We start from the raw sequence: 22,149 nt of genomic DNA, 5'->3' as shown, positions 1-22,149 counted from the left end.
CGCGTCAGGTGCCGGCGCGCATGATGCGTGCCTTTTCGCGTTCCCAGTCGCGCTTTTTCTCGGTTTCGCGCTTGTCGTGCAGCTTCTTGCCCTTCGCGAGCGCGATGTCGCACTTCACGCGACCGCCCTTGTAGTGGAAGTTCAGCGGCACGAGCGTGTAGCCGCGCTGCTCGACCTTGCCGATCAGTTTCTTGATTTCCTCGCGGTGCAGCAGCAGCTTGCGCGTGCGAACCGGGTCGGGCTTGATGTGCGTCGAGGCTTCGGGCAGCGGGCTGATATGGGTACCGATCAGGAAGATCTCGGCGTTCTTCACCACGACGTAGCCTTCCTTGATCTGGCCGCGCCCGGCGCGCAGCGCCTTGACTTCCCAGCCCTCCAGCACGAGCCCCGCCTCGTAGCGTTCCTCGATGTGATAATCGAAGTGCGCTTTCCTGTTGTCGATGATGCTCATGAAAGGATCGGCCCAACTCGTTTAAAATCACGATTTTAGCAAAGCGGGGCGGGAATCGCCCGGCTTGCGTTCCCACCTCAAGCGATGCCGCGCGATTTATGGCAGATGTCCAGAAAACCGTATTGATCCGCCATTCGGCGGAACAGATGTTCGACCTCGTCACCGACGTGGCCGACTACCCCAATTTCCTGCCCTGGTGCGGCGGTGTCGAGATTCGCCGTCAGGACGAGAGCGGGATGGAAGCGCGCATCGACATCAACTTCAAGGGCATCAAGCAGCATTTCGCGACGCGCAACACGCAGCAGCGCCCGACGCGGATCGACATGGAGTTCACGGACGGCCCGTTCAAGAAGTTCACGGGCTCGTGGCGCTTCACCGCGCTGCGCGCCGATGCGTGCAAGATCGAATTCGCGCTGCATTACGAGTTTTCGAGCATCCTGCTCGAAAAGATCATCGGGCCCGTGTTCAGCCACATCGCGAACACGTTCGTCGATTCGTTCGTGAAGCGCGCGGACCAGCGCTACGGGAAGGGGTGACGCGATGCTGTCGATCGAAGTCTGCTATGCGCTGCCGGACCGCCAGACGCTGATTCCGCTGTCGCTGCCCGAAGGCGCGACCGTACGCTCGGCGATCGACGCGAGCGGCGTGCTCGCGCTGCATCCGGAGATCGATCTCGCGCACGCGAAGACGGGCGTGTACGGCAAGTTCGCGCCGCTCGACGCGCCGCTCGCCGATCACGATCGCGTCGAGATCTACCGCCCGCTGATCGTTGACCCGAAGCTGGCGCGTCAGCGGCGCGTCGACAAGTCCCGCCGCGACGGCTCGATCGAGGGCCGCAAGTGGATGCACAAGGACGCGCGCTGACGCGTTTTTCGTTCCGATTCGCCTGATCGCACGCCGCGGCGCGCTCAGTGGGCCGCGGCGTTTGCGTTTGTCGGCGCGCTGCCCGGCGTGTCGCCGTGCTGTCGCACCGCGCCGTACACGCCGGCGAGCAGCAGCACGAGCGCGGTGATTTCGGGCGCGTGCGGCATCCGCTGGTCGTACACGAACGCGTACAGCATCGCGAACACGGTTTCGAACACGATCAACTGCCCCGACAGCGTGAGCGGCAAGCGCTTCGACGCCGCATTCCACAGGCCGTTGCCGAGCCACGACGCGCCGATCGCGAGCCCGAGATTCAGCAGCCAGAACAGCTGCCAGCGCGACGCCGGGACGGCCGCCTGCACCGTGCCGGCGGGCAGCGCGAGGATCGCGATCCAGCAGAGCGCGCCGATCAGGCCCGTCACGACACCCCATAGCACCGACCATTCGTTGCCGTCGAAATGATGATGGCGCTGCAGGTAGCGTGCGTTCGCGACCGCGTACCAGGTCCAGCTGGCGAGCGCGCCGGCCGCGCAGGCGATGCCGGCGAGTTTCTGGCCGAGGGTGGTCGCATGCGCGGCTTCGGACGTGAACAGGTCGACGTTGATGCAGGCGATGCCCGCGATCACCAGCGCGAGCGGGGCGGCGAGCCGCCGCAGCGGCACGGCGCCGTGGTCGCCGAGGCCCGCGAGCGTGACGGTCACGGGCAGCACGCCGACGATCAGCGAGCTGGGCGCGATGCCGATCAGATGCACGGCGCCGGACAGCAGCATGTAATACGCGACGTTGCCGATGACGGCGAGCCTCACCAGCGCGACGAGGTCTTCGCGGGTCAGCCGCGCGAGCAGCGAGCGGGCGGCGGGCAGGGCGGCCGCGAGCGACACGAGGCCGTACATCGCGTAGCGGCCGGCGCTCAGCAGCAGCGGCGAGAAGTCGGTCAGCAGCCGCGGAACGAGAAACACCATGCCCCACAGGGCGCCTGCCAGGACACCGTAAACCACGCCGCGCTGCATCGACCGCTCCGAACGAATGACTGATGTGCGCGCATCTTAGCGACGCCGTCGCGGCGGTGTCTTGTTCATTCCTGCACTCGGCATGGGGCGCGGCGCGTCGGCCGGCTGCGGCGAATCAGCCCTCGGCCGGATCGGGCGAGGCGGGCGCGCCGTCGCCCGCTGCACGCGCGCGTGCCGGGCGCCGCACGGCGCGCAGGGTGCCGCTGTTGCCGCCGCCGCAGTAGAAGCGGTCGCGGCCGTCGGATTCGAGCCCCGATACGCCGACGCCAGCCGGCATGTCGACCTGTTCGAGGACCTGGCCCGTGTGCGGGTCGACGTGCCGCAGGTCGCTCTGGTCGGCTTCCCACGTGCCGTGCCACAGCTCGCCGTCGACCCACGTCACGCCGGTGACGAAGCGGTTCGATTCGATCGTGCGCAGCACGGCGCCCGATTCCGGATCGATCTGATGAATCTTGCGTTCGCGGTACTGGCCGACCCACAGCGTGCCTTCGGCCCACGCGAGCCCCGAGTCGGCGCCGCCGCCGGGGGCCGGGATCGTCGCGAGCACGCGACCCGATTCGGGATCGAGCTTCTCGATGCGGTCCTCGACGATCTGGAACAGGTGGCGGCCGTCGAACGCCGTGCCTGCATGCGCGGCAACGTCGAGCGAGCGCACGGTCGTGCCGCGCTCGGGATCGAGCGCATTCAGCTTGTCGCCGGACGCGTACCACACGTGCCGTCCGTCGAACGTGACGCCGTGCACGCCGTCGACGCCCGGAAACGGGCCGTATTCGCGAATGATCTCTGCCGCGGAGCGTTTCATGTTCGTCCCCTCGTCGTTCAATGCGGCCATCCTAATCGCCCGGCAGCGGCGCCGGGAGTAACAAGGTCGTCGCGAATCCGGGCAGCGGCGGCGTCATCCAGCGGCGCGCGCGGCCGCGGCCGAGCGCCTGCACCTTGCCGGCCTCCGCGAGCGTGTCGAGCGCGCGTTGCACGGTGCGCTGGCTCGCGCCGAGCGCGAGCGCCAGCGCGGAACTCGACCACGCTTCGCCGTCGGCGAGCAGCGCGAGGACGGCCGCGTGGCGATCGTCGACCGGGCGTGCGAGGACGACGGTCTCGCGTACGCCGAGCGGTTCGAGCGCAAAGCCGCGCGGTGTCGCGACGACGTTCGCGAGCGGGCGCAGCACCGCGCGCAGCCGGCCGATCTCGACGCGCAGCCGCGCGCGATGCGATTCGTCCGCCTGTTTGGCGCGGAACGCGGCGGCCACGAGCGCATTGCGCGACACGTCGGCCGGCCACGCTTCGCCGAGCGCGCGGGCGAGCACGAACAGCACGGGGCGGCGCGCGAGCGACACGGTCGTGCGCGCATCGCGCACGGTGTGGCGGCACGCGTCGACGACGAGCGAGTTCGACGCGAACAGCGTCTCGACTTCGTCGAGCGGCACAAGCCGCGACGTGCCGCGTGCGATGAGTCGCGCGGCCGGTGCGTCGAGCACGCGGGCGGCGGTGTCGACCTCGGCCGTCAGCGCGGCGATGCCGGCGTCGCGGGCGGCCGCGCGTGCCCGGGCGAGCGCCGCGCGGGCGGCGTGCGTGCGGAGGCGGCGCATCGCGATGCCGGCCGCGATCAGTTCATGGGCGGCGCGCGACGCGGACGGCAGCGGCGCGGGATCGAGATGCGCGAGCAGCCGCTCGGCGTCGTCGACATGGCCGATCAGCAGCAGTCGGCGTACGCCGAGATAGCGTGCATGCGCGGCATTCGCGCGGTCGCCGTGCGCGTCGAGCGTCGCACAGGCCGCATCGAGTGCGCGCGTCGGCCAGCGCAAGTCGCGCGACGCGAGGGCGATCTCCGCTTCCGCGACGACGCAGCGCGCGCGTGCGACGGCTTCCTTCGCGCCGAATGCGCGGGCGGCGCTGCGCACGAGGGTGCGCGCGCGCTCGAAATCGCCGAGCTGCGCCATCGCGATGCCGCGCAGCGCGAGCGCCGGCGCATCGTCGCGCAGCGCGACGCGGTTCAGCGCGCCGAGCGCGTCACCGGCCGCGAGCGCGCGCGCGGCCGCGGTGATCAGCGAATCCATCCGAATCCCGACACACTTGTCACTCCCTCCGGTCCGATGCCCGCCACTAATCTAGCACCACGCACACGGCGCCGTCCGCCGTGCCGGATACCCACCGAAGGAGGACCCCGCAATGACGACCCATCTCACCGGAACACGCGACGAATGGCTGGCCGAGCGCCGCGCCTTGCTCGATGCCGAAAAGGCGCTGACGCGGCAAAGCGACGAACTCGCGCGGCGGCGCCAGGCGTTGCCGTGGGTGCGTGTCGACAAGACCTATCGGTTCGACACCGAAGACGGGCAGGCGACGCTCGACGACCTGTTTCGCGGCCGCTCGCAACTGCTCGTCTATCACTTCATGTTCGGCCCCGACTACAAGGCCGGCTGTCCGTCGTGCTCGGCGCTTGCCGACGGCTTCGACGGTTTTGCCGTGCATCTCGCGCACCACGACGTGACGCTTGCGGCCGTGTCGCGCGCCCCGCTCGCGAAGCTGCTCGCCTACCGCGAGCGGATGGGGTGGGCCTTCCCGTGGGCGTCGTCGGTCGGCAGCGATTTCAACTTCGATTTCAACGTGTCGTTCACCGAAACGCAGCAGCGCGCGGGCGACGTCGAATACAACTACGCGCGGGCCGGCCACGCGATGGACATGGATCCGCCGCCGGCGCCCGTCGTGCAGTTCGCGGCGACGTGCGGCACCGACGCGCGCACCTATTCGCTCGACCGGCCGGGGATGAGCGCGTTCGTGCGCGAGGACGGCGCCGTCTATCACACGTATTCGACCTATGCGCGCGGGCTCGACGGGCTGTGGGGGATGTACCAGTGGCTCGATCGCGCGCCGCGCGGGCGCAACGAGGCCGGCCCGTGGTGGCGCCGCCACGACGAGTACGCGCGCGGCTGAGCGGGCCGGCGACGGACGAGGCGTGCGACGATGCGACCGCCGACCGGCGACACCGGCCCCGATCCGCGGGCATTCGGTGGGGTGGTCGCCGTCGTGTTCGTCGTCGCGGTCATGGCGACCCTCGCGCAGCACGCGTCGATGGCCGCGATGGGCAGCGAACCGATGGCCGGCGGCTGGATGGCTTCGGCCGCATGGCTGCGGCCGTGCGGGCGGGGCGCCGGGCACGCGTTCGCGGCGTTCGCCGGAATGTGGGGAGCGATGACGGTGGCGATGATGCTGCCGGTGCTGGCGCCGACGCTCTGGCGATATGCACGGCGCGTCGGCCCGCTGGCCACGGCGCGTTCGGCCTGGCTCGTCGTCGTCGCGGGCGTCGGGTATTTCTCGGTGTGGATGGCGCTCGGGGCGCTCGTGTTTCCGGCTGGCGCGGCGTTGACGGCCGCCGCCGCGCGGCTGCCGGTGCTGGCGCGTGCGCTGCCGTTCGCGGCGGGTGCGGTCGTATTGGCCGCGGGCATGCTGCAATTCACCGCGTGGAAGGCGCGGCGGCTGGCGTGCTGCCGGCACGCGGCAGGCGACACGCACCGGCCGCCGGTTGTTGCCGGCGCAGCCTGGCGGTTTGGCGTGCGGGCCGCCAGGCACTGCAGCGCCTGTTGCGGGAACCTGATGGTGGTCGCGCTGGCGGCCGGCATGATGGACTTGCGCGTCATGGCCGCCGTGACGGTCGCCATCGCCGCCGAGCGCCTTGCGCCGGCCAGTTGGCGCGTGGCGCGGATCGCCGGCTGCGCGGCGGTCGGTGGCGGCATCGAGATGATCGCGCGCGCGGCAGGGCTGCTGTAACACGTGGCAGACAGGTCGCCTCGACACGTCGCCGGCCTCGCTTCAGCGCGGCGGCGACCGCCGCGTGGCCTGCTCACAACAGGCGGGACGGCCGTTTTGCCGGCTGTTGCGCGAATCGTTCGATGCGGCGGTGAAACGAAAGGCGATCGAAAACGAACCGAACGGCGATCCGAACGATTCGGCCCCCGAACGGCCGAAACCGGCTAAGCCGTTGTTCGTGTTGTGAAAATTCACGGCGCTTCGCGTATAATTCGCTTTTGCGCCCATAGGATTTGCCATGCGTCTGATCCAAAAAGCACTCACTTTCGATGACGTGCTCCTCGTTCCCGCCTTCTCCGACGTTCTCCCGCGCGACACCAGCCTCAAGACCAAGCTGACCCGCAACATCTCCCTGAACATGCCGCTCGTGTCCGCCGCGATGGACACGGTCACCGAAGGTCGCCTCGCGATCGCGATGGCACAGCAGGGTGGCGTCGGTATCGTCCACAAGAACCTCACGCCGGCCGAACAGGCCCGCGAAGTCGCGAAGGTCAAGCGTTTCGAGTCGGGCGTCGTCCGCGACCCGATCACCGTGCCGCCGCAAATGAAGGTGCGCGACGTGATCGCGCTGTCGCGCCAGCATGGCATCTCGGGTTTCCCGGTCGTCGAAGGCCCGCAGCTCGTCGGGATCGTCACGAACCGCGACCTGCGCTTCGAAACGCGCCTCGACGAACCGGTCAAGTCGATCATGACGCCGCGCGAGCGCCTCGTCACGGTCAAGGAAGGCACGCCGCTCGCCGAAGCGAAGGCGCTGATGCACAGCCACCGCCTCGAGCGCGTGCTGGTCGTCAACGACGCGTTCGAACTGCGCGGCCTGATGACCGTCAAGGACATCACGAAGCAGACCGAGCACCCGGACGCGTGCAAGGACGAACACGGCAAGCTGCGCGCTGGCGCGGCGGTCGGTGTCGGCCCGGACAACGAAGAGCGTGTCGAGCTGCTGGTGCAGGCCGGCGTCGACGTGATCGTCGTCGATACCGCGCACGGTCACAGCAAGGGCGTGCTCGAGCGCGTGCGCTGGGTCAAGCAGAACTTCCCGCACGTCGAGGTGATCGGCGGCAACATCGCGACGGCCGCCGCCGCGAAGGCGCTGGTCGAATACGGCGCGGACGCGGTCAAGGTCGGTATCGGCCCGGGCTCGATCTGCACGACGCGGATCGTCGCGGGGGTCGGCGTGCCGCAGATCAGCGCGATCGCGAACGTCGCGGATGCGCTGAAGGGTACCGGCGTGCCGTGCATCGCCGACGGCGGCGTGCGTTTCTCGGGCGACGTGTCGAAGGCTCTCGCGGCCGGCGCGAACGCGGTGATGATGGGCAGCATGTTCGCGGGCACCGAAGAGGCGCCGGGCGACGTGTTCCTGTACCAGGGCCGCCAGTACAAGTCGTACCGCGGCATGGGTTCGGTCGGCGCGATGAAGGACGGCGCGGCGGACCGCTACTTCCAGGACAACTCGGCGAACATCGACAAGCTCGTGCCGGAAGGCATCGAAGGCCGCGTCGCGTACAAGGGTTCGGTCAACGCGATCCTGTTCCAGCTGGTCGGCGGCGTGCGCGCCAGCATGGGCTACTGCGGCTGCCGCACGATCGACGAGCTGCACGACAAGGCCGAATTCGTCCAGATCACCGCGGCGGGCATGCGCGAGTCGCACGTGCACGACGTGCAGATCACGAAGGAAGCGCCGAACTACCACGTGGACTGATCGCCGATGAAACCGCTGCTGCGAGCCGTGCTGATCCTCGATGCCGTGCTGCTGCTGGCGTTCGGCGTGCTGTTCGTGCTGACGCCCTGGCAGTCGCTGTTCAACGCGCTGCAGTTGCAGAACATCCAGCCGGTCATGCTCGGCCAGGCGTTCGGCATCGCGTTGCTCGGGCTCGCGTGGCTCGCGTTTCATGCGGCGTTCAACGGTGACCTCACGGCGCCGGTGGCGCGGTCGGTCGGCCACGTGTACTGGCTGACCGGCGCGCTGACGATCGTCTGGTCGCTCGGCGCCGGCAGCGGCCCCGCGCTGGCGGCCGCCGGCAGGGTGCTGTCGGTCGTGGCCGGCGTCGCGCTGATCGTGCTCGGTCTCGGCGGCGTGCGGATCGCAGCGGCCGTGCGCCGGCGCGAGAAGGCGCAGGCGCTCGAGGCACGCGCACCGGCCCAGCGTCCGGCCGAGCCGGCGATGGCGCCGGCGGCGTCGCCCGCACCGCAGCGCGTGGAGCCCGTCGTCGGCCGTCCCGCGGCACCCGAAGCATCGTCGCCGGCGTCATCCGGTTCCAGTCGATCGTCCGGCGGCGTCGCACTCGACGAACGCCCGCCGATGCAGGATTGACCGGCGATGCGTCGCGCGAGCCGCCTGCCGCCCGACGCCGCTGTCCATGCTTTTGACGCAGCGCTCGATGCGCTGCTTTTCTTATTCTCTTCATCCCGTCCGCAGCCATGCACGACAAAATCCTGATTCTCGACTTCGGTTCGCAAGTCACCCAACTGATTGCGCGGCGCGTGCGTGAAGCGCACGTCTACTGCGAAATCCACCCGAACGATGTGTCCGACGACTTCGTCCGCGAGTTCGCGCCGAAGGCGGTGATCCTGTCGGGCAGCCACGCGAGCACGTACGAAGACCATCAGCTGCGCGCGCCGCAGGCCGTGTGGGATCTCGGCGTGCCGGTGCTGGGCATCTGCTACGGCATGCAGACGATGGCCGTGCAGCTCGGCGGCAAGGTCGAGTGGAGCGACCATCGCGAATTCGGCTACGCGGAAATGCGTGCGCACGGCCATACGCGCCTGCTCGACGGCATCGAGGATTTCACGACGGCCGAAGGCCACGGGATGCTGAAGGTCTGGATGAGCCACGGCGACAAGGTTGCCGAGCTGCCGCCGGGCTTCGCGCTGATGGCGTCGACGCCGAGCTGCCCGATCGCCGGCATGGCCGACGAGGCGCGCGGCTACTACGCGGTGCAGTTCCACCCGGAAGTCACGCACACGGTGAAGGGCCGCCAGATCATCGAACGCTTCGTGCTGCAGATCGCCGGCGCGAAGCCCGACTGGATCATGAAGAACCACATCGAGGAAGCCGTCGCGAAGATCCGCGAGCAGGTCGGTGACGAGGAAGTGATTCTCGGCCTGTCGGGCGGCGTCGATTCGAGCGTCGCGGCCGCGCTGATTCACCGCGCGATCGGCGACCAGCTCACCTGCGTGTTCGTCGACCACGGCCTGCTGCGCCTGAACGAAGGCAAGATGGTGCTCGACATGTTCGAGGGCCGCCTGCATGCGAAGGTCGTGCACGTCGATGCGTCCGACCAGTTCCTCGGCCACCTGGCCGGCGTGACCGATCCGGAAGCGAAGCGCAAGATCATCGGCCGCGAGTTCGTCGAGGTGTTCCAGGCCGAGGCGAAGAAGCTGTCGAAGGCGAAGTGGCTCGCGCAGGGCACGATCTACCCGGACGTGGTCGAATCGGGCGGCACGAAGACGAAGAAGGCAACGACGATCAAGAGCCACCACAACGTCGGCGGCCTGCCGGAAACGCTCGGCCTGAAGCTGCTCGAACCGCTGCGCGACCTGTTCAAGGACGAAGTGCGCGAGCTGGGCGTCGCGCTCGGCCTGCCGCCGGAGATGGTGTACCGCCATCCGTTCCCGGGCCCGGGCCTCGGCGTGCGGATTCTCGGCGAAGTGAAGCGCGAGTATGCGGACCTGCTGCGCCGCGCGGACGCGATCTTCATCGAGGAACTGCGCAACACGACCGCGACCGCGCAGGACGCGGCGGCCGGCCTGTGCGGCGAAGCCGATGTCGGCAAGAGCTGGTACGACCTGACGAGCCAGGCATTCGCGGTGTTCCTGCCGGTCAAGTCGGTCGGCGTGATGGGCGATGGCCGCACGTACGACTACGTGACGTCGCTGCGCGCGGTGCAGACGACCGACTTCATGACTGCACACTGGGCACACCTGCCGTACGCGCTGCTCGGCCGTGCGTCGAACCGGATCATCAACGAAGTGCGCGGGATCAATCGCGTGGTGTACGACATTTCGGGCAAGCCGCCGGCGACGATCGAGTGGGAGTGATTCACAATCGGCTCACGTCGTCTCGATCAGTATCAAAAATCGACCGTGAGCCTTTTGTGTCAAGGGATTGAGTGATTCAGCGCGCATCCTGTTTCACTCAATCCCGGTCATTCGGGCGGTACGAATGACGGTACCGCATGAGACGGCTGGCTAGTCGCGCGAGGACGTTAGCCTGACCGTATCAAGGTGACCGATCAGGGCATCGATGAAAGCCCGGACCTTTGCCGACATGCTGCGGTGCGTCGGATACAACGCGTGAAGCTCGATGGGTTCCCGTCGCAATGACGGAAGGACCCGCACCAGGGTGCCCGCCGTCAAGGCGGGAGCCGCGAGGTAGCTGGGAAGAAAACCAATCCCGCCGCCGCCTTCAAGAACGATCTTCTGCGCAGCCGCGTCCGGGATGATTGCCCTGCCACGCGGCTGTATGGTCAATTCCGTTTTGCCATCCTGAAAAATCCAGTTCGTGGGCGCCTCCCGAACGACGAGCGCATGTCCGTGAAGTTCAGCTGCCTCCATCGGAACGCCCGCTCGCGCCAGGTAGGACGGACTTGCGCATAACCACAATTCAACGGGTGGCAGCCTGCGAGCGATGAGCGACGAGTCAGGCAGTGTGCCGACGCGCACCGCTACGTCGATACCGTCGCGCGCAATGTCGACGTAGTTCGAGTCCGTGGTCAGCTCCACGGCGAGTTCCGGATAGCGGTCGAGAAATTCAGGCAGCATGGGCGCCAGGAGTCCCTGCGCGAACGATTGCGTCGTGTTGATCCGTAGAAGCCCGCGCGGTTTCCCCGCGTAGCCATCGATGATCGCCTGCGCTTCCTGCAGGTCCTGAACTGCCCGCGACGCGTAGGGCAGCAGCAGTTTTCCCGCGTCAGTCAGCCGGAAATGTCGTGTGGACCGGTCGAAGAGCGCTGATCCAATCTCCGTCTCCAATCGGACGAGCGCCCGGCTGACGGACGATTTGGGCATCTTCAGCGCCCGTGCGGTGCCGGAAAGGCTGCCGCTATCGGCTAACCGAAGAAAGATGATGAGGTCGGCCTGATCCATTTCGTATCGTTTTCCGGAACAGCGAGTCGCGATTCAGCCATCTTATATTCAAACCCGGAACAACCTAGACTTCTTCTCAACGACGTACACCGCGCGTCATGACGAACCGAGGAAGTCATGGAGAACACGCAAACGAGCTATCTGGTCGCCGGCGCCGCCGGCAATCTTGGGCGCAGGGTCATTGATGCGTTGCTTCGCACGCGGCCCGCCAGTGAGATCCGTGCGGGTGTTCGCGGCGGTTCAGCAGGCAAACATGCCAATCGTGCAAAGGGGTGGGCAGCGAACGGCGTGACCGTCGTCAATATGGATCTGGACGACCCGCTCAGCCTCAGGCACGCCTGTGCCGGCGTCGGTACCGTCATTTCGGCAGTTCAGGGCGGACCTGACACCATCATTGACGGCCAGTCCCGTTTGCTCGATGCAGCGCTCGCGGCGAACGTCGGGCGATTCGTCCCGTCGGACTTCTCGGAGAACCTGTTCTCGATTCCTGAAGGCATTAACCCTTACCTCGACATGCGGCGGACCTTCGATCGTAAGGTCGCCCCGAGTGGCATCGGCTATACCCACATCCTGAACGGTGGATTCATGGAGGCCGTGTTCTCCCACCCCGGCCTGATCGATGCCAACGCGGGCACGATCACTTACTGGGGTGACGACGAGGTGCCGCTCGATTTCACTTCCATGAGCGACGTCGCGGCCTGGACGGTGGCGGTCGTCGAGGATCCGGCATCGGCCAACCGGGTGGTGTCCGTGGCAGGTGACTGCCGCACCATTGCCCAGATCGCAGGTGACTATGCAGCGGCGACGGGCAGCGCGCTTCATCGGATTCGTCGAGGCTCGATCGCGGACGGATACGCAGAACTACGGCGAATGGCGAAGGCCGGTGCTCATCCGACGGCGATGCTGTCGCTCCAGTATCTGCTACCGATGATGTCGGGCGAAGGGACTTTGCGCGACATCGCGAATGACCGATATCCGGCGGTGCGGCCGACATCGCTCGTCGACTTCATGAAACGTCGCTACGCAACTAAAGGCAGCAAGTCATGAGTGATCTGATCAAGCCGTTTCATCTCGATGTGCCCGAGCACGAATTGTCCGATTTGCGCGAGCGACTGCGGCGGGTGCGCTGGCCCGACCCTGAGACCGTCAATGACACGAGTCAGGGTCCGCGGCTTTCAAAGCTGCAGGCACTGGTCGCGCATTGGATAGAGGGTTACGACTGGCGTCGCTGCGAGTCGATGTTGAATGACTTCGGGCAGTTCAAGACGACCATTGACGGCCTTGACATCCACTTCCTCCACATTCGGTCACCTGAACCCGATGCCGTTCCATTGCTGATGGCGCATGGTTGGCCCGGTTCCGTGCTTGAGTTCCGCAAGGTGATAGGGCCGCTCGGCAATCCCGCCGCACATGGCGGCGATCCGAGGCAGGCGTTTCACCTCGTCATTCCGTCGATGCCGGGATTTGGTTTTTCCGACAAACCTGATGAACCCGGATGGGACATGTCGCGCATTGGGCGCGCTTACGTTCAGCTGATGCACCGACTGGGCTATGACCGTTGGGTCATGCAAGGTGGTGATCTTGGCGCAGGCGTGACGGACGAAGTCGCGTCACTGGCGCTCCCCGAGCTTATGGGTATCCATCTGAACTTCGCGATGTTCATGCCCACGCCGGACGAAATGCGCGACGCGACGCCGGATGAGCAGGGCATGCTCGACAGTGCCCGGTATTTCTGGAGCACGCTATCCGGACACGCTCAACAGCAGCAGACGCGACCGCAGACGATAGGCTACGCGCTCGCGGATTCTCCGGTTGCGCAGGCAGCGTGGATTTACGCGATGTTCCAGGACACGTGCGGCACCGCGGGCAACGCGGAAGCTTCCTTCACGCTCGACGACATGCTAGACGACATCATGTTGTACTGGATACCCAATACGTCGGCTTCGTCAGCACGACTGTATTGGGAACTGAAGCGATCCAACTGGTCCTCCGCGGCTCGTATCGATCGTCCCATTGCCGTGCCGTCTGGATTCACCATGCTTGCTGGCGAACACGTACGAAAATCGCGGCGGTGGATCGAACGACGCTACCGCGATGTGCGGCACTTCGGCGAGCACGAGCAGGGTGGCCATTTCGCCGCGTTGGAAAATCCGAATGCGCTGGTAAGCGATATTCGCGCGACATTTGCGAGCATCCGTTAAAGATGAGCCAATGGCCCATCTGCTTCCGAACGTTGTTCGGAAGGGATTTAGCTCGGCCGCAAAAGCCTGGACGGCGAACACGATTGCGGCGGACGCAGACGAAACAGTGCGGTTCCTTGCCGGGGCGATGCAGCAATCGTCCGTCAATCAACGTATGGGGTGGGGCGCCGGTCGGGGTGCGCCGCACGAATTTCATCCGCCACCTTTGGCGGACTGTCACGCCGTCCAAACCGAGCCGCGTGAACGGCTTGATCGGACCGGCCTGAAATAGCAGGAGGATCGCTCATCCGAACAGGCCGCGGATAACCAATGCTACCCGCGCCAGCCGCGTGCTGTGCTTGATCCGGCCTGAGCTTTCGAGCTGAACCAGCCCATGAAGGGTTGCCCAAAACGTCTCCGTCGCCACGTCGACATTCAGACTCGACGGCACGACAGCGGCAAGCACCTCGAAGGCTTCTCTCAGTTCAGGCCTGGTGTCGGCCTCTGCGAAAAGCAAGTCGGTCGGCATGGTGAACATCGCCTCGTAGAGCGCGGGATTGTCGCGAGCGAAGTCGAGATAGGCGATCGCAACACTTTCGCACGCCTGGCGGGGATCGGTTGATCGCTGCGCCGCTTGATGAAGCGCCGTCTTGATTTCCCGAAAGCCTTCGAGCGCAACGGCGCCGACTATCGCGTCCCGGTTCCTGAAGTGCGAATAGAGTACGGGCTGGCTGTACTCGATCTCGTCAGCCAGGCGGCGAACCGTAACGGCGCTCCAGCCCTCTGCCTCCGCAATTTGTCGGGCCGCTGCGGTGATGCGCTGCTCGCGTGCGTCCCGGTCCCTGTTCTTGCGCTCGGCGACCCCCATCACTGATTCCCCAAAAGCCTCTTTGATCCGTAATTATACCGGCGCTTGAAGAAATAGCGTTGCTAGACTATGATTCTAGCGTTGCTAGATATTTTTGCTCGGATAGAGCTTCGAAGCAGGCAGTGATGTGACCCCCTAACCGCAAAAGGACTTCATCCATGAACAGCGCTCCTTCCCCTGATCTGGCCAGGCTCGGCTACCTCTTTGCCGAGATCATGTCCAACCACGATGTGTCGCGCCTCGACGAGATCAAGGCGCCGAACTACGTGAACCACAACGCATTCGCTGAGCCCGGACTGGAAGGTTCCAAGAAGGTACTTGGGGCCATCATCGCGGGCGTTCCCGACCTGAAGGTCACCGCGGAAGACGTTTTCGTGTCGGCAGACGGCTCCCGCGTGGTCGGTCGCTATCGCTACGAGGGCACCCACACCGGCAACCTTCTCGGCTACCCCGCGACCGGCAGGCCCTTCGTCATGCGCTCGATCGACATCTGGCGGGTGGAACACGGCCGCTTCGTCGAACACTGGGACGAACTCAACACCCTCGAGGTCTTCATCCAGATCGGCGCCGTCCAGCCGCCCAAGCAGCCTGCGTAAGCTTCCGGGTCGGGTTCACGTCCGGGCAAAAAAACGGCTTGGCGCTTGCCAAGCCGTTTTTGCATTCACGCATCGCGTGGAACGGGACGCGTCGTGTCACCGGGCGCGACCGGATGCCTACGCGTGCGCGCACCCGAGCGAACGCAGATACGTCGGCACCTTCGCCTTGCTCGTTGCCTGGACCCGCGACATCAGCGCGTGATCGATGCGATCCAGCCCGTACGTCCGGGCGATGTCGTGCTGCAACCGGCACCACAGATGGCCGGCCATTTCGGCATCGACCATCGCCCGGTGCGCGCGGCCCGATTTCGGCAACCGCAGCATCTCGACCAGGCTCGACAGGCGATGACTGCGAGCGTCCGGGTAGATCCGTCTCGCCACCAGCATCGTGCAGGCGAACGCATGCTCGGCCGGCATGCCGAGCTGCCCGAGCTCCGACTGCCAGAAGCGTTTGTCGAAACCGGCGTTGTGGGCGACGACCGCATGCTTGCCGACGAACGCCGCGGCTTCCTTCATGACTTCGGACGCCGGCGGTGCCGACGCGATCATGTCGTTCGTGATGCCGGTGAGCGCGACGACATCGGACGGGATGCGCCGGCCCGCATTCATCAGGCTCTGGAAGCGGTCGACGATCTGCCCGTCACGCAGAAGGATGACGGCGATTTCGGTCGCACGGTCGCCCATGTTCGGCGACAGCCCGGTGGTTTCGAAGTCCAGTACCGCGACGGTCTGCATGGTTGAATCCTGCTGCTTCATGGGGTGACGTTTGGGTTGGCCGAGAGAGTAGCATCATCGGGGCGGAGATAGGCTCGTTTGGCCCGAGAAACGCGCGTCTCGCTATTGCACCGTTTGTGACTGGCTGCGATGCAGGGGCGTGATCCGACTGACGTTGTTCCACGCGTGATCGTCGCGCGGCAAGCTCGCCCGGACCTTCGGCCATCCGGATCAAGATCGGATGACGGCAGGAAATCCGGGCTTGCCAGCGCGGCGGCTATCCGTTACCTGCGCTCGAGAACGACATGGCATCGGCGCGATTGGCGTCCGACAGCGGGCCGCGAACGGGAATCGAGATGTCATCGCTCGGATAACGTGCGAATGGATGTCGCACCGGTTCCCGATCCTGCTCAGGATCGTTCGCTACCGCGATAACGAAGGTGAATCAGCGGATACGGCCGCCCTTGTCCGTCGCAGGCCGATCGTCCGCAGCGCTCGAACCCGAGCCGCTCGTAGAATGCCGTCGCCGCTTCGTTCTGCTCGTTGACGTCGGTCGTCAAATCGGGGTGGCGCCCGAGCGCAGCTTCGACAAGCCGCCGACCGACACCCGTCCCATGATGGGCGGGATCGACGAACAGCGCTTCCATGTGACTGCCGTCGAGCAGCATGAAGCCGATCGGCCGATCGTGCGCGTCGACAGCGAGGTCGAGCGGCGCGGCCGGCAGGAACGTGACGACTTCGGCTTCGATGGCGCGGCGGTCGTCGTCGCTCAGGAAGGGGTGGGTTGCGTCGACGGCACGGCGCCAGATATCCAGCACGCGTGTGCCGTCGGCCTCGGTGGATTGGCGAATTTTGATCATGATTGGATAGGTTGTGATCCGGTGCCCGGCGGGTAGCCCGCACCGCGATGGATCGAGCGCATCGTCCGCGCGGTAGCGCGGAAACGACGGCGAAGCGTCAAACGGGCGAGCGCCGCGCGTCGCCCAGGGATGCCGACCGTTCGATCGCCCGTCGTGCGACGTCGCGCACGCCCGCGCTCATCGGCACGTCACCACGATCGAGCTCGTCGAGGGCGAACCAGCGCGCATCGAGCGCATCGTCGCCGGCGGCGGGCGTGCCGCGCAGCCATCGGCACAGCACCGCGACCATGATGAAATGCTGGCGCACGGCGCCGCCCGCATCGTAATCGAACGCATCGAGCGCGGTAAAGGCGTCGAGTGCATCGACCGCGACGGTCGTCTCTTCGGCGATCTCGCGAACGACCGCGTCCGCGATCGGTTCGCCCGGTTCGATCTTGCCGCCGGGGAACCCCCAGCAGCCCGCGTCGGGCGGATTCGCGCGGCGCACGAGCAAAACGTCGCGCTCGCGCAGCACGATGCCGATCACGGCGGGAACGGGGCGCCCGGTTGCGGCGGCGCCGATTGCGGAGGGCTGCGTTCCGGACATGGGCGCGCCTATGCGTCGGTGCGTCGTTCGATCGCGCGAATCACCGCGACCATGTCGTCCGATCCATGTCCGGCTTTTTCGGTCTCGCCGTAAAGCGCGTGACAGACGTCGAGCAGCGGCGACGCGATGCCGGTGCCGCGCGCGGATTCGGCGACGAGGCGCGCGTTCTTCAGCACGTCGGTGATCGCGGCCTGCACGGAGAAATCTTCCGCGACGAGCTTGCCGAGCTTCACGCGCGATACGTCGCTTGCCATCGGGCCGGCGTTCAGCACGTCGGCGAAACGTGCGAGATCGATACCGTGACGTTGTGCGAAATGCGTGGCTTCGGTCAGGCCGGTGACCATCGTGATCAGGAACAGGTTGACGGCCAGCTTCATCGTCAGCGCCGACGGCACGTCGCCGCACACGAAGCTGTCGCGGCACAGCGGCTTCACGAGCGCGCGCACGGCATCGACGTCGTCCGGCGCGCCGGCCAGCATCACGACGAGCTGGCCCGCTTCGGCCGGCTTGCGCGACCCCGATACGGGCGCCTCGACGTAGCGGCCCGACGCGGCGGCGATTTCATCGGCGAGCGCACGCGAATACCCGGGTGCGTTGGTGCCCATGTTCACGATCGTGTGGCCGCCGACGCGCGCGGCAAAACCGGGTGTGCCGCGCGCGAGGACGGCGTCGATTGCCGCGTCGTTCGCGAGCATCAGGATCACGGTGCGGCACGCCGCGAACACGTCGTCGACGTGCTCGGCGATGCGCGCGCCGGCGGCGCGCAGCGCATCGTCGCTGCCGCGCGACCGGCTCCACGCGACGAGCGGCGTGCCGGCACGCGCGAGATTGAGCGCCATCGGCGTGCCCATCACGCCGAGGCCGATGAATCCGACTGCGGTTTGCATGTCCTTGCTCCCACGGTGGGTGGAGACGTTCGTGGGCGTCAGTATCGCAGCGTTTCCACACGCGTGCCATCGCGCCCGCGAACCCGCGCGGCGGCTGCTAGTCGACGTCCGCCAGATAGGGCCACGGATAGATGCCGCGCGCGTGGCCGTCGCCGAACATGAAGCGCACGCCGTAGCCGGCCGGCTCCACGCCTTCGAGCGTCAGGTCGGGCCGGGCATCGATGCGACCGCCGTCACGCCGGATGCGTCGGCATGCCGCGCACGGGCATTCGGAGCGCAATCGCGCATAGCCGATGCGCTGCGTTGCGCCGTCGGGCCAACGCAGCATGAGCGCGCTTGCCGGATGGTCGAGCGCGATTTCGGTCGGCGCGATCATCGGGGCGCGTCGCCGATTTGCCGGATCGCGATCCGTACGGCCTTGCGGACTTCCGGGTCGCGATCCTCGAGCACATCGTTCAGGGCGGGCAGCGTCGCGGGGTCGCGCAATTCGCCGAGCGCGAGCGCGGCTTCCTTGCGCAGATTGCTGATCGCATGCGAGAGCAGCGCGACGACGGCCGGCGCCGCAGCCGCGTCGCGCAACTGCCCGAGTGCGCGTACTGCGCGCAGACGCACCTGCCAGTAGTCGTCGTCGAGCGCGGCGACGAGCGGCTCGCGTGCCAGCGTCACGCGCAGCTTGCCGAGCGTGGTGGCTGCTTCCTCGCGTACTTGCCATGCGCGATCGCGCAGCGCGGCGAGCAGCGCATCGATGACGGCCGCATCGCCGGCTGCCGCGAAGCCGATCGAGCCGACCGCGGCACGTCGCACGTCCGCATCGGTATCGGCCGTCGCGATGCGCGCGAGCGGCGAAAGCGCGCGCGGATCCTTGAGCCAGCCGAGCACCGTGACGGCTTCGGCGCGCACGGCGGGGGGCTCGGCCTCGAGCGCATGCAGCGCGGGTGCGAACGCACCGGGGTCGCGCAACTCGCGCAATCCGCGCAGCACGGCACGGCGCACGAACGGCTCGGGCCGGTCGGCCCAGCGGCACAGTACGGGACCCGACGCCGGATCCTTCAGTTCGGACAGGCTCTGGGCGGCGGCGGCGCGCACGTCGTCGTCCGGATCGAGCAGCGCGCCGCACAGCGCCTCGACGACGTCGGGCTGTTCCCACGCACCGAGTACGCGGGCGGCTTCGCCGCGCACGTCGGCCGACGGGTCGGTGCGCAGCGCGGCGACGAACGCCGGCACGCGTTCGGGATCCTCGAGATCCGCGAGTTCGAACAGCGCGACGCGGCGCACGGATGCGTCGGACGCGGCGAGGCGGGCGACGAGCGCGGCCGGGTCGCGCTCGTGTGCGCCGGGTAGCGGGGCGGCGAAAGGAGAGTCGGTCATGAGCGAAGAAAAAGAGCGTTGACGTACGCGGTCAGCGCAGCAGGTAAGGGATTTCGACCTTGACTGCGCCGGTCGGACAATCGCGCTCGCACGGCATGCAGTACCAGCATTCGTCGAACTGCATGTAGGCCTTGCCCTTGGTCACGTCGATCGCGAGCAGGTCGAGCGGGCACACGTCGACGCAGACGGTGCACCCCTTGTCGGCGATGCAGCGTTCCTCGTCGATCGTCACGGGTGCGCTGCTGCGCAGGAAGATGTCGTGCGGGGTATGGGGCACGGTAGGGCTCCTTAGAGGGCAGTCGCGAGCGCGGCCGGTTCGCGGATGCGCAGATTCGTGTAGGCACCGCGATCGTCGTCGGCCAGCGGCACGACGTACGGTTCGACTGGCCGCTTCTCGTTGCGCATCGTGCCATCGGCATCCTTGCGCAGCCACGTGTGGCAGAACCATTCGGCGTCGTTGCGACGCGGGAAGTCGACGCGATGGTGGTACAGCCCCCAGCGGCTCTCGGTGCGGAACAGCGACGCGCGCGCGGCCATTTCCGCGCAGTCGCGGATCGCGCGCACTTCGGCCGCCCGCATCAGTTCGTGCGGATGACCGGCCTTGATCTGTTCGATATCCTCAGTAATATCGTCAAGGCGTTGCAGCCCGATTTCCATCTTGCGCGTCACCTTCGGCGGTTGCAGGTAATCGTTCACCATGCGACGCAGCTTGTATTCGACCTGCGCCGGCGCGAGGCCGTGTTCGCGCAGAAGCGGGGCCATCACGCGGGCGCGTTCGGCCTCGACCTGTTCGTCGTCCACCGGCGCAAGGTCGCGTCCGGCCACGTCGTCGGCCGCGTTCTGCCCGGCGAACCAGCCGTACGTGAACGCGCCGAGCATGTAGTTGTGCGGGACGGCCGCCATGTCGCCGGCCGCGTAGAGCCCCGGCACGGTCGTCTCCGCGCGCGCGTTCACGTACACGCCCGATGCGCTGTGACCGCTGCAGAAGCCGATCTCGGAGATGTGCATCTCGACCATCTGGCTGCGGTAGTCGGTGCCGCGCCCCGCGTGGAAGCGGCCGCGGCTCGGCCGTTCGTTCGTATGCAGGATCTGCTCGATGGTCTGGATCGTTTCTTCCGCGAGATGGTCGAGCTTCAGGAACACGGGGCCGTTGCCGCTCTGCAGTTCCTGGTAGAACTCCCACATCATCTGGCCGCTCCAGTAGTCGCATTCGATGAAGCGCTCGCCCTTGCCGTTCGCGGTGAAGCCGCCGAGCGGGCCCGTCACGTACGCGCACGCCGGGCCGTTGTAGTCCTTGATCAGCGGATTGATCTGGAAGCATTCGAGATTCGCGAGCGCGGCGCCCGCGTGATAGGCCATTGCGTAACCGTCGCCCGCGTTGGTCGGGTTCTCGTAGGTGCCCATCAGGTAACCCGATGCCGGCAAGCCGAGACGGCCGGCCGCGCCGCAGCAGAGGATCACGGCCTTCGCGCGGATCACGTGAAACTCGGCGGTGCGGCAGTCGAAACCGAGCACGCCGCTTGCGCGGCCCTGCGTATCGGTCAGCACGCGCGTCGCGACGATCCGGTTCGTGATCGCGATGCGCGCGCGCTTCAGTTGCCGGTACAGCACCTTCTTGATGTCGTGCCCCTCCGGCATCGGCAGCACGTACGAACCCATGTGATGGACCTTCTTCACCGCGTAGTCGCCGGTGCCGTCCTTCTCGAACTTCACGCCCCAGCGGTCGAGCTGCTCGATCGTCGTGAAGCTGTGCGCCGCGTACGCGTACACGGCTTCCTGGTCGACGATGCCGTCGTTGGCGATCGTGATTTCGCGCGTGTACTGTTCGGGCGTCGCATGACCGGGGATCACCGCGTTGTTCAGGCCGTCCATGCCCATCGAGATCGCGCCGCTGCGCTTCACGTGGGCCTTCTCGAGCAGCAGCACACGCAGGGACGGGTCGCGCTCCTTCGCCTTGATCGCCGCCATCGGCCCGGCCGTGCCGCCGCCGACCACGACGACGTCGTATTCGTGAACCTGGGTTGTCATCGCTGTTTCCTTGCAGATTTGCGTGGTTTTTGCCGGTCGATGCGCAGCCGGTACTGGAATGCGTCGCCACGGAAGTAGAGGTATTCGTAGTCGATCGGGGCGCCCGACGCGTCGTGCGTGAGGCGCTCGATGCGCAGCACGGGGCTGCCGTCCTCGACGTGCAGCGCATCGACGATCTCGTCGTCGGCGAGGATCGCGTCGATCGACACGTCGGCATGGCCGAGCGGGATGCCGCAGTCGTTTTCCAGCACGAGGAAGATGTCGCGGGTCGCGAGATCGGCGCCCGCGAGGCGCTTGCCGAGCGCTTCCGGCACCCAGGTCTGTTCGAGCGACACCGGTTCGCGGTTCAGCAGCCGCACGCGGTGGATTTCGACGAGCGGCGCGCCCTCCGGCACGTTCAGCTTGGTCGCGAGATGGCGGTCGGCTTTCACGGTGCGCAGGCTGCGCAGCTGGTTGACGATCTCGTAGCCCATCGACGACATCGCCTCGGCGAAGCCCTGCAGCGACGTCACGTTCTGGAACGCCTTCGGCTTCGACACGAACGTGCCCTTGCCGTGCAGCTTGAACAGCAGTCCTTCCTTCTGCAGGTCGCCGAGCGCCTGGCGCACCGTGATGCGGCTGACGTCGAACATCGCGCACAGCTCGTGCTCGGACGGCATCCGGCTGTGCGGCGCATAGGTGCCGTCGAGAATGCGCGCGCGCAGCATGTCCTTGATCTGTACGTAGAGCGGGGCCGCCGACAGCGGCACGACGTTGGATGCGGTCATCGATCAACTTGTTATGACAAGATGGACCGAGTGTAGTCAGCGTGGCCGCGCGGCCAAACCAACCATTTCCGATAACGAATT

26 protein-coding genes are annotated in these 22,149 nt (G+C 66.8%); 10 read left to right on the top strand and 16 right to left on the bottom strand.

Annotation, left to right across the window (positions count from 1 at the left end; all coding sequences use genetic code 11):
* Positions 1–4: 4 nt before the first annotated feature.
* A complete protein-coding gene (gene smpB, locus WJ12_RS10055) occupies positions 5–451 on the bottom strand; it encodes an SsrA-binding protein SmpB (protein WP_006478511.1) in 447 nt (148 codons plus the stop codon).
* Positions 452–549: 98 nt separating this feature from the next.
* Between smpB and WJ12_RS10050 the strand changes: the two genes are divergently transcribed.
* Complete coding sequence (locus WJ12_RS10050; RefSeq protein WP_034188832.1) at positions 550–987, top strand: type II toxin-antitoxin system RatA family toxin; 438 nt, start codon at positions 550–552, stop codon at positions 985–987.
* A gap of 4 nt (positions 988–991) precedes the next feature.
* Complete coding sequence (locus WJ12_RS10045; RefSeq protein WP_059561839.1) at positions 992–1,315, top strand: RnfH family protein; 324 nt, start codon at positions 992–994, stop codon at positions 1,313–1,315.
* A gap of 44 nt (positions 1,316–1,359) precedes the next feature.
* Here WJ12_RS10045 and WJ12_RS10040 read toward each other — a convergent pair whose 3' ends face one another.
* The 3 genes from WJ12_RS10040 to WJ12_RS10030 form a co-directional block, all read right to left on the bottom strand.
* Positions 1,360–2,325, bottom strand: a complete 966-nt coding sequence (locus tag WJ12_RS10040; RefSeq protein WP_059561836.1) for a DMT family transporter — start codon at positions 2,323–2,325, stop codon at positions 1,360–1,362.
* A 115-nt stretch (positions 2,326–2,440) separates the two neighbouring features.
* Positions 2,441–3,127: a Vgb family protein gene (locus tag WJ12_RS10035; RefSeq protein ID WP_059561897.1), complete on the bottom strand. Its 687-nt coding sequence runs from the start codon at positions 3,125–3,127 to the stop codon at positions 2,441–2,443.
* Positions 3,128–3,158: 31 nt separating this feature from the next.
* Complete coding sequence (locus WJ12_RS10030; protein WP_059561833.1) at positions 3,159–4,379, bottom strand: hypothetical protein; 1,221 nt, start codon at positions 4,377–4,379, stop codon at positions 3,159–3,161.
* A gap of 112 nt (positions 4,380–4,491) precedes the next feature.
* Here WJ12_RS10030 and WJ12_RS10025 point away from each other — a divergent pair, with 112 nt between their 5' ends.
* Together WJ12_RS10025 and WJ12_RS10020 are read left to right on the top strand one after the other, a co-directional pair.
* Positions 4,492–5,256 (top strand): DUF899 domain-containing protein, encoded by a 765-nt coding sequence (locus WJ12_RS10025; RefSeq protein ID WP_049034476.1) that lies wholly within the window; start codon positions 4,492–4,494, stop codon positions 5,254–5,256.
* A 30-nt stretch (positions 5,257–5,286) separates the two neighbouring features.
* Positions 5,287–6,090, top strand: a complete 804-nt coding sequence (locus WJ12_RS10020; protein ID WP_059561831.1) for a DUF2182 domain-containing protein — start codon at positions 5,287–5,289, stop codon at positions 6,088–6,090.
* A gap of 42 nt (positions 6,091–6,132) precedes the next feature.
* Here WJ12_RS10020 and WJ12_RS35865 read toward each other — a convergent pair whose 3' ends face one another.
* On the bottom strand, positions 6,133–6,369 hold the full coding sequence (locus WJ12_RS35865; protein WP_156444829.1) for a hypothetical protein: 237 nt from the start codon (positions 6,367–6,369) through the stop codon (positions 6,133–6,135).
* On the opposite strand from WJ12_RS35865, the gene guaB reads away from it, so the two are divergent.
* The 3 genes from guaB to guaA all read left to right on the top strand — a co-directional run bounded on the left by guaB (position 6,368) and on the right by guaA (position 10,167).
* A complete protein-coding gene (guaB, locus tag WJ12_RS10015) occupies positions 6,368–7,828 on the top strand; it encodes an IMP dehydrogenase (protein WP_034188825.1) in 1,461 nt (486 codons plus the stop codon). The genes WJ12_RS35865 and guaB overlap by 2 nt on opposite strands.
* 6 nt (positions 7,829–7,834) lie before the next feature.
* The gene (locus WJ12_RS10010; protein WP_069245664.1) at positions 7,835–8,440 is read left to right on the top strand and encodes a hypothetical protein; all 606 of its coding nucleotides are present in this window, start codon (positions 7,835–7,837) and stop codon (positions 8,438–8,440) included.
* Between the two features lie 107 nt (positions 8,441–8,547).
* Complete coding sequence (guaA, locus tag WJ12_RS10005) at positions 8,548–10,167, top strand: glutamine-hydrolyzing GMP synthase (RefSeq protein WP_034188823.1); 1,620 nt, start codon at positions 8,548–8,550, stop codon at positions 10,165–10,167.
* Between the two features lie 150 nt (positions 10,168–10,317).
* Here the strand turns inward: guaA and WJ12_RS10000 are convergent, their stop codons facing one another.
* Positions 10,318–11,214 carry a LysR family transcriptional regulator gene (locus tag WJ12_RS10000; protein ID WP_059561825.1) on the bottom strand — a complete coding sequence of 299 codons (897 nt, stop codon included), beginning with the start codon at positions 11,212–11,214 and terminating at the stop codon, positions 10,318–10,320.
* Between the two features lie 117 nt (positions 11,215–11,331).
* On the opposite strand from WJ12_RS10000, the gene WJ12_RS09995 reads away from it, so the two are divergent.
* Complete coding sequence (locus WJ12_RS09995) at positions 11,332–12,261, top strand: NmrA family NAD(P)-binding protein (RefSeq protein WP_059561823.1); 930 nt, start codon at positions 11,332–11,334, stop codon at positions 12,259–12,261.
* Complete coding sequence (locus WJ12_RS09990; protein WP_059561820.1) at positions 12,258–13,415, top strand: epoxide hydrolase family protein; 1,158 nt, start codon at positions 12,258–12,260, stop codon at positions 13,413–13,415. Before WJ12_RS09995 ends, WJ12_RS09990 begins: the two co-directional genes overlap by 4 nt.
* A 283-nt stretch (positions 13,416–13,698) precedes the next feature.
* On the opposite strand, the gene WJ12_RS09985 is transcribed toward WJ12_RS09990, so the two are convergent.
* Positions 13,699–14,262: a TetR/AcrR family transcriptional regulator gene (locus WJ12_RS09985; RefSeq protein WP_059561817.1), complete on the bottom strand. Its 564-nt coding sequence runs from the start codon at positions 14,260–14,262 to the stop codon at positions 13,699–13,701.
* Positions 14,263–14,420: 158 nt separating this feature from the next.
* Between WJ12_RS09985 and WJ12_RS09980 the strand changes: the two genes are divergently transcribed.
* Positions 14,421–14,858, top strand: a complete 438-nt coding sequence (locus tag WJ12_RS09980) for an ester cyclase (RefSeq protein ID WP_059561815.1) — start codon at positions 14,421–14,423, stop codon at positions 14,856–14,858.
* Between the two features lie 117 nt (positions 14,859–14,975).
* On the opposite strand, the gene WJ12_RS09975 is transcribed toward WJ12_RS09980, so the two are convergent.
* From WJ12_RS09975 to WJ12_RS09935, 9 genes are all read right to left on the bottom strand, one after another.
* Complete coding sequence (locus WJ12_RS09975; RefSeq protein WP_049032646.1) at positions 14,976–15,593, bottom strand: 3'-5' exonuclease; 618 nt, start codon at positions 15,591–15,593, stop codon at positions 14,976–14,978.
* A 389-nt stretch (positions 15,594–15,982) separates the two neighbouring features.
* A complete protein-coding gene (locus WJ12_RS09970) occupies positions 15,983–16,432 on the bottom strand; it encodes an acetyltransferase (protein WP_059561812.1) in 450 nt (149 codons plus the stop codon).
* Between the two features lie 97 nt (positions 16,433–16,529).
* On the bottom strand, positions 16,530–17,018 hold the full coding sequence (locus tag WJ12_RS09965) for an NUDIX hydrolase (protein WP_059561809.1): 489 nt from the start codon (positions 17,016–17,018) through the stop codon (positions 16,530–16,532).
* A gap of 8 nt (positions 17,019–17,026) precedes the next feature.
* The gene (locus WJ12_RS09960; protein WP_049032642.1) at positions 17,027–17,905 is read right to left on the bottom strand and encodes an NAD(P)-dependent oxidoreductase; all 879 of its coding nucleotides are present in this window, start codon (positions 17,903–17,905) and stop codon (positions 17,027–17,029) included.
* Between the two features lie 97 nt (positions 17,906–18,002).
* A complete protein-coding gene (locus tag WJ12_RS09955) occupies positions 18,003–18,281 on the bottom strand; it encodes a gamma-butyrobetaine hydroxylase-like domain-containing protein (RefSeq protein WP_059561807.1) in 279 nt (92 codons plus the stop codon).
* Positions 18,278–19,273: a HEAT repeat domain-containing protein gene (locus tag WJ12_RS09950; RefSeq protein ID WP_059561805.1), complete on the bottom strand. Its 996-nt coding sequence runs from the start codon at positions 19,271–19,273 to the stop codon at positions 18,278–18,280. Before WJ12_RS09950 ends, WJ12_RS09955 begins: the two co-directional genes overlap by 4 nt.
* 31 nt (positions 19,274–19,304) lie before the next feature.
* Positions 19,305–19,550, bottom strand: coding sequence for a 4Fe-4S dicluster domain-containing protein (locus WJ12_RS09945; RefSeq protein ID WP_034188813.1), 246 nt, complete (start codon positions 19,548–19,550; stop codon positions 19,305–19,307).
* An 11-nt stretch (positions 19,551–19,561) separates the two neighbouring features.
* Entirely contained in the window at positions 19,562–21,301 is a 1,740-nt protein-coding gene (locus tag WJ12_RS09940) for a fumarate reductase/succinate dehydrogenase flavoprotein subunit (RefSeq protein WP_059561802.1), read from the bottom strand.
* Positions 21,298–22,068: a GntR family transcriptional regulator gene (locus WJ12_RS09935; protein ID WP_034188811.1), complete on the bottom strand. Its 771-nt coding sequence runs from the start codon at positions 22,066–22,068 to the stop codon at positions 21,298–21,300. The genes WJ12_RS09940 and WJ12_RS09935 overlap by 4 nt, the downstream gene beginning before the upstream one ends.
* Between the last annotated feature and the right edge of the window lie 81 nt (positions 22,069–22,149).

It is taken from the genome of Burkholderia seminalis (genome assembly GCF_001718535.1).
In the GTDB taxonomy this organism is placed as follows: Bacteria; Pseudomonadota; Gammaproteobacteria; order Burkholderiales; family Burkholderiaceae; genus Burkholderia; species Burkholderia seminalis.
Note: the sequence above shows the minus strand (reverse complement) of the source record. Positions and strands in the feature narration are given on the sequence as shown.

What these genes read in the sequence shown, in the direction of transcription:
- smpB (WP_006478511.1), bottom strand. Translation starts at nt 451, where the DNA reads ATGAGCATCATCGACAACAGGAAAGCGCACTTCGATTATCACATCGAG.
- WJ12_RS10050 (WP_034188832.1), top strand. Translation starts at nt 550, where the DNA reads ATGGCAGATGTCCAGAAAACCGTATTGATCCGCCATTCGGCGGAACAG.
- WJ12_RS10045 (WP_059561839.1), top strand. Translation starts at nt 992, where the DNA reads ATGCTGTCGATCGAAGTCTGCTATGCGCTGCCGGACCGCCAGACGCTG.
- WJ12_RS10040 (WP_059561836.1), bottom strand. Translation starts at nt 2,325, where the DNA reads ATGCAGCGCGGCGTGGTTTACGGTGTCCTGGCAGGCGCCCTGTGGGGC.
- WJ12_RS10035 (WP_059561897.1), bottom strand. Translation starts at nt 3,127, where the DNA reads ATGAAACGCTCCGCGGCAGAGATCATTCGCGAATACGGCCCGTTTCCG.
- WJ12_RS10030 (WP_059561833.1), bottom strand. Translation starts at nt 4,379, where the DNA reads ATGGATTCGCTGATCACCGCGGCCGCGCGCGCGCTCGCGGCCGGTGAC.
- WJ12_RS10025 (WP_049034476.1), top strand. Translation starts at nt 4,492, where the DNA reads ATGACGACCCATCTCACCGGAACACGCGACGAATGGCTGGCCGAGCGC.
- WJ12_RS10020 (WP_059561831.1), top strand. Translation starts at nt 5,287, where the DNA reads ATGCGACCGCCGACCGGCGACACCGGCCCCGATCCGCGGGCATTCGGT.
- guaB (WP_034188825.1), top strand. Translation starts at nt 6,368, where the DNA reads ATGCGTCTGATCCAAAAAGCACTCACTTTCGATGACGTGCTCCTCGTT.
- WJ12_RS35865 (WP_156444829.1), bottom strand. Translation starts at nt 6,369, where the DNA reads ATGGCAAATCCTATGGGCGCAAAAGCGAATTATACGCGAAGCGCCGTG.
- WJ12_RS10010 (WP_069245664.1), top strand. Translation starts at nt 7,835, where the DNA reads ATGAAACCGCTGCTGCGAGCCGTGCTGATCCTCGATGCCGTGCTGCTG.
- guaA (WP_034188823.1), top strand. Translation starts at nt 8,548, where the DNA reads ATGCACGACAAAATCCTGATTCTCGACTTCGGTTCGCAAGTCACCCAA.
- WJ12_RS10000 (WP_059561825.1), bottom strand. Translation starts at nt 11,214, where the DNA reads ATGGATCAGGCCGACCTCATCATCTTTCTTCGGTTAGCCGATAGCGGC.
- WJ12_RS09995 (WP_059561823.1), top strand. Translation starts at nt 11,332, where the DNA reads ATGGAGAACACGCAAACGAGCTATCTGGTCGCCGGCGCCGCCGGCAAT.
- WJ12_RS09990 (WP_059561820.1), top strand. Translation starts at nt 12,258, where the DNA reads ATGAGTGATCTGATCAAGCCGTTTCATCTCGATGTGCCCGAGCACGAA.
- WJ12_RS09985 (WP_059561817.1), bottom strand. Translation starts at nt 14,262, where the DNA reads ATGGGGGTCGCCGAGCGCAAGAACAGGGACCGGGACGCACGCGAGCAG.
- WJ12_RS09980 (WP_059561815.1), top strand. Translation starts at nt 14,421, where the DNA reads ATGAACAGCGCTCCTTCCCCTGATCTGGCCAGGCTCGGCTACCTCTTT.
- WJ12_RS09975 (WP_049032646.1), bottom strand. Translation starts at nt 15,593, where the DNA reads ATGCAGACCGTCGCGGTACTGGACTTCGAAACCACCGGGCTGTCGCCG.
- WJ12_RS09970 (WP_059561812.1), bottom strand. Translation starts at nt 16,432, where the DNA reads ATGATCAAAATTCGCCAATCCACCGAGGCCGACGGCACACGCGTGCTG.
- WJ12_RS09965 (WP_059561809.1), bottom strand. Translation starts at nt 17,018, where the DNA reads ATGTCCGGAACGCAGCCCTCCGCAATCGGCGCCGCCGCAACCGGGCGC.
- WJ12_RS09960 (WP_049032642.1), bottom strand. Translation starts at nt 17,905, where the DNA reads ATGCAAACCGCAGTCGGATTCATCGGCCTCGGCGTGATGGGCACGCCG.
- WJ12_RS09955 (WP_059561807.1), bottom strand. Translation starts at nt 18,281, where the DNA reads ATGATCGCGCCGACCGAAATCGCGCTCGACCATCCGGCAAGCGCGCTC.
- WJ12_RS09950 (WP_059561805.1), bottom strand. Translation starts at nt 19,273, where the DNA reads ATGACCGACTCTCCTTTCGCCGCCCCGCTACCCGGCGCACACGAGCGC.
- WJ12_RS09940 (WP_059561802.1), bottom strand. Translation starts at nt 21,301, where the DNA reads ATGACAACCCAGGTTCACGAATACGACGTCGTCGTGGTCGGCGGCGGC.
- WJ12_RS09935 (WP_034188811.1), bottom strand. Translation starts at nt 22,068, where the DNA reads ATGACCGCATCCAACGTCGTGCCGCTGTCGGCGGCCCCGCTCTACGTA.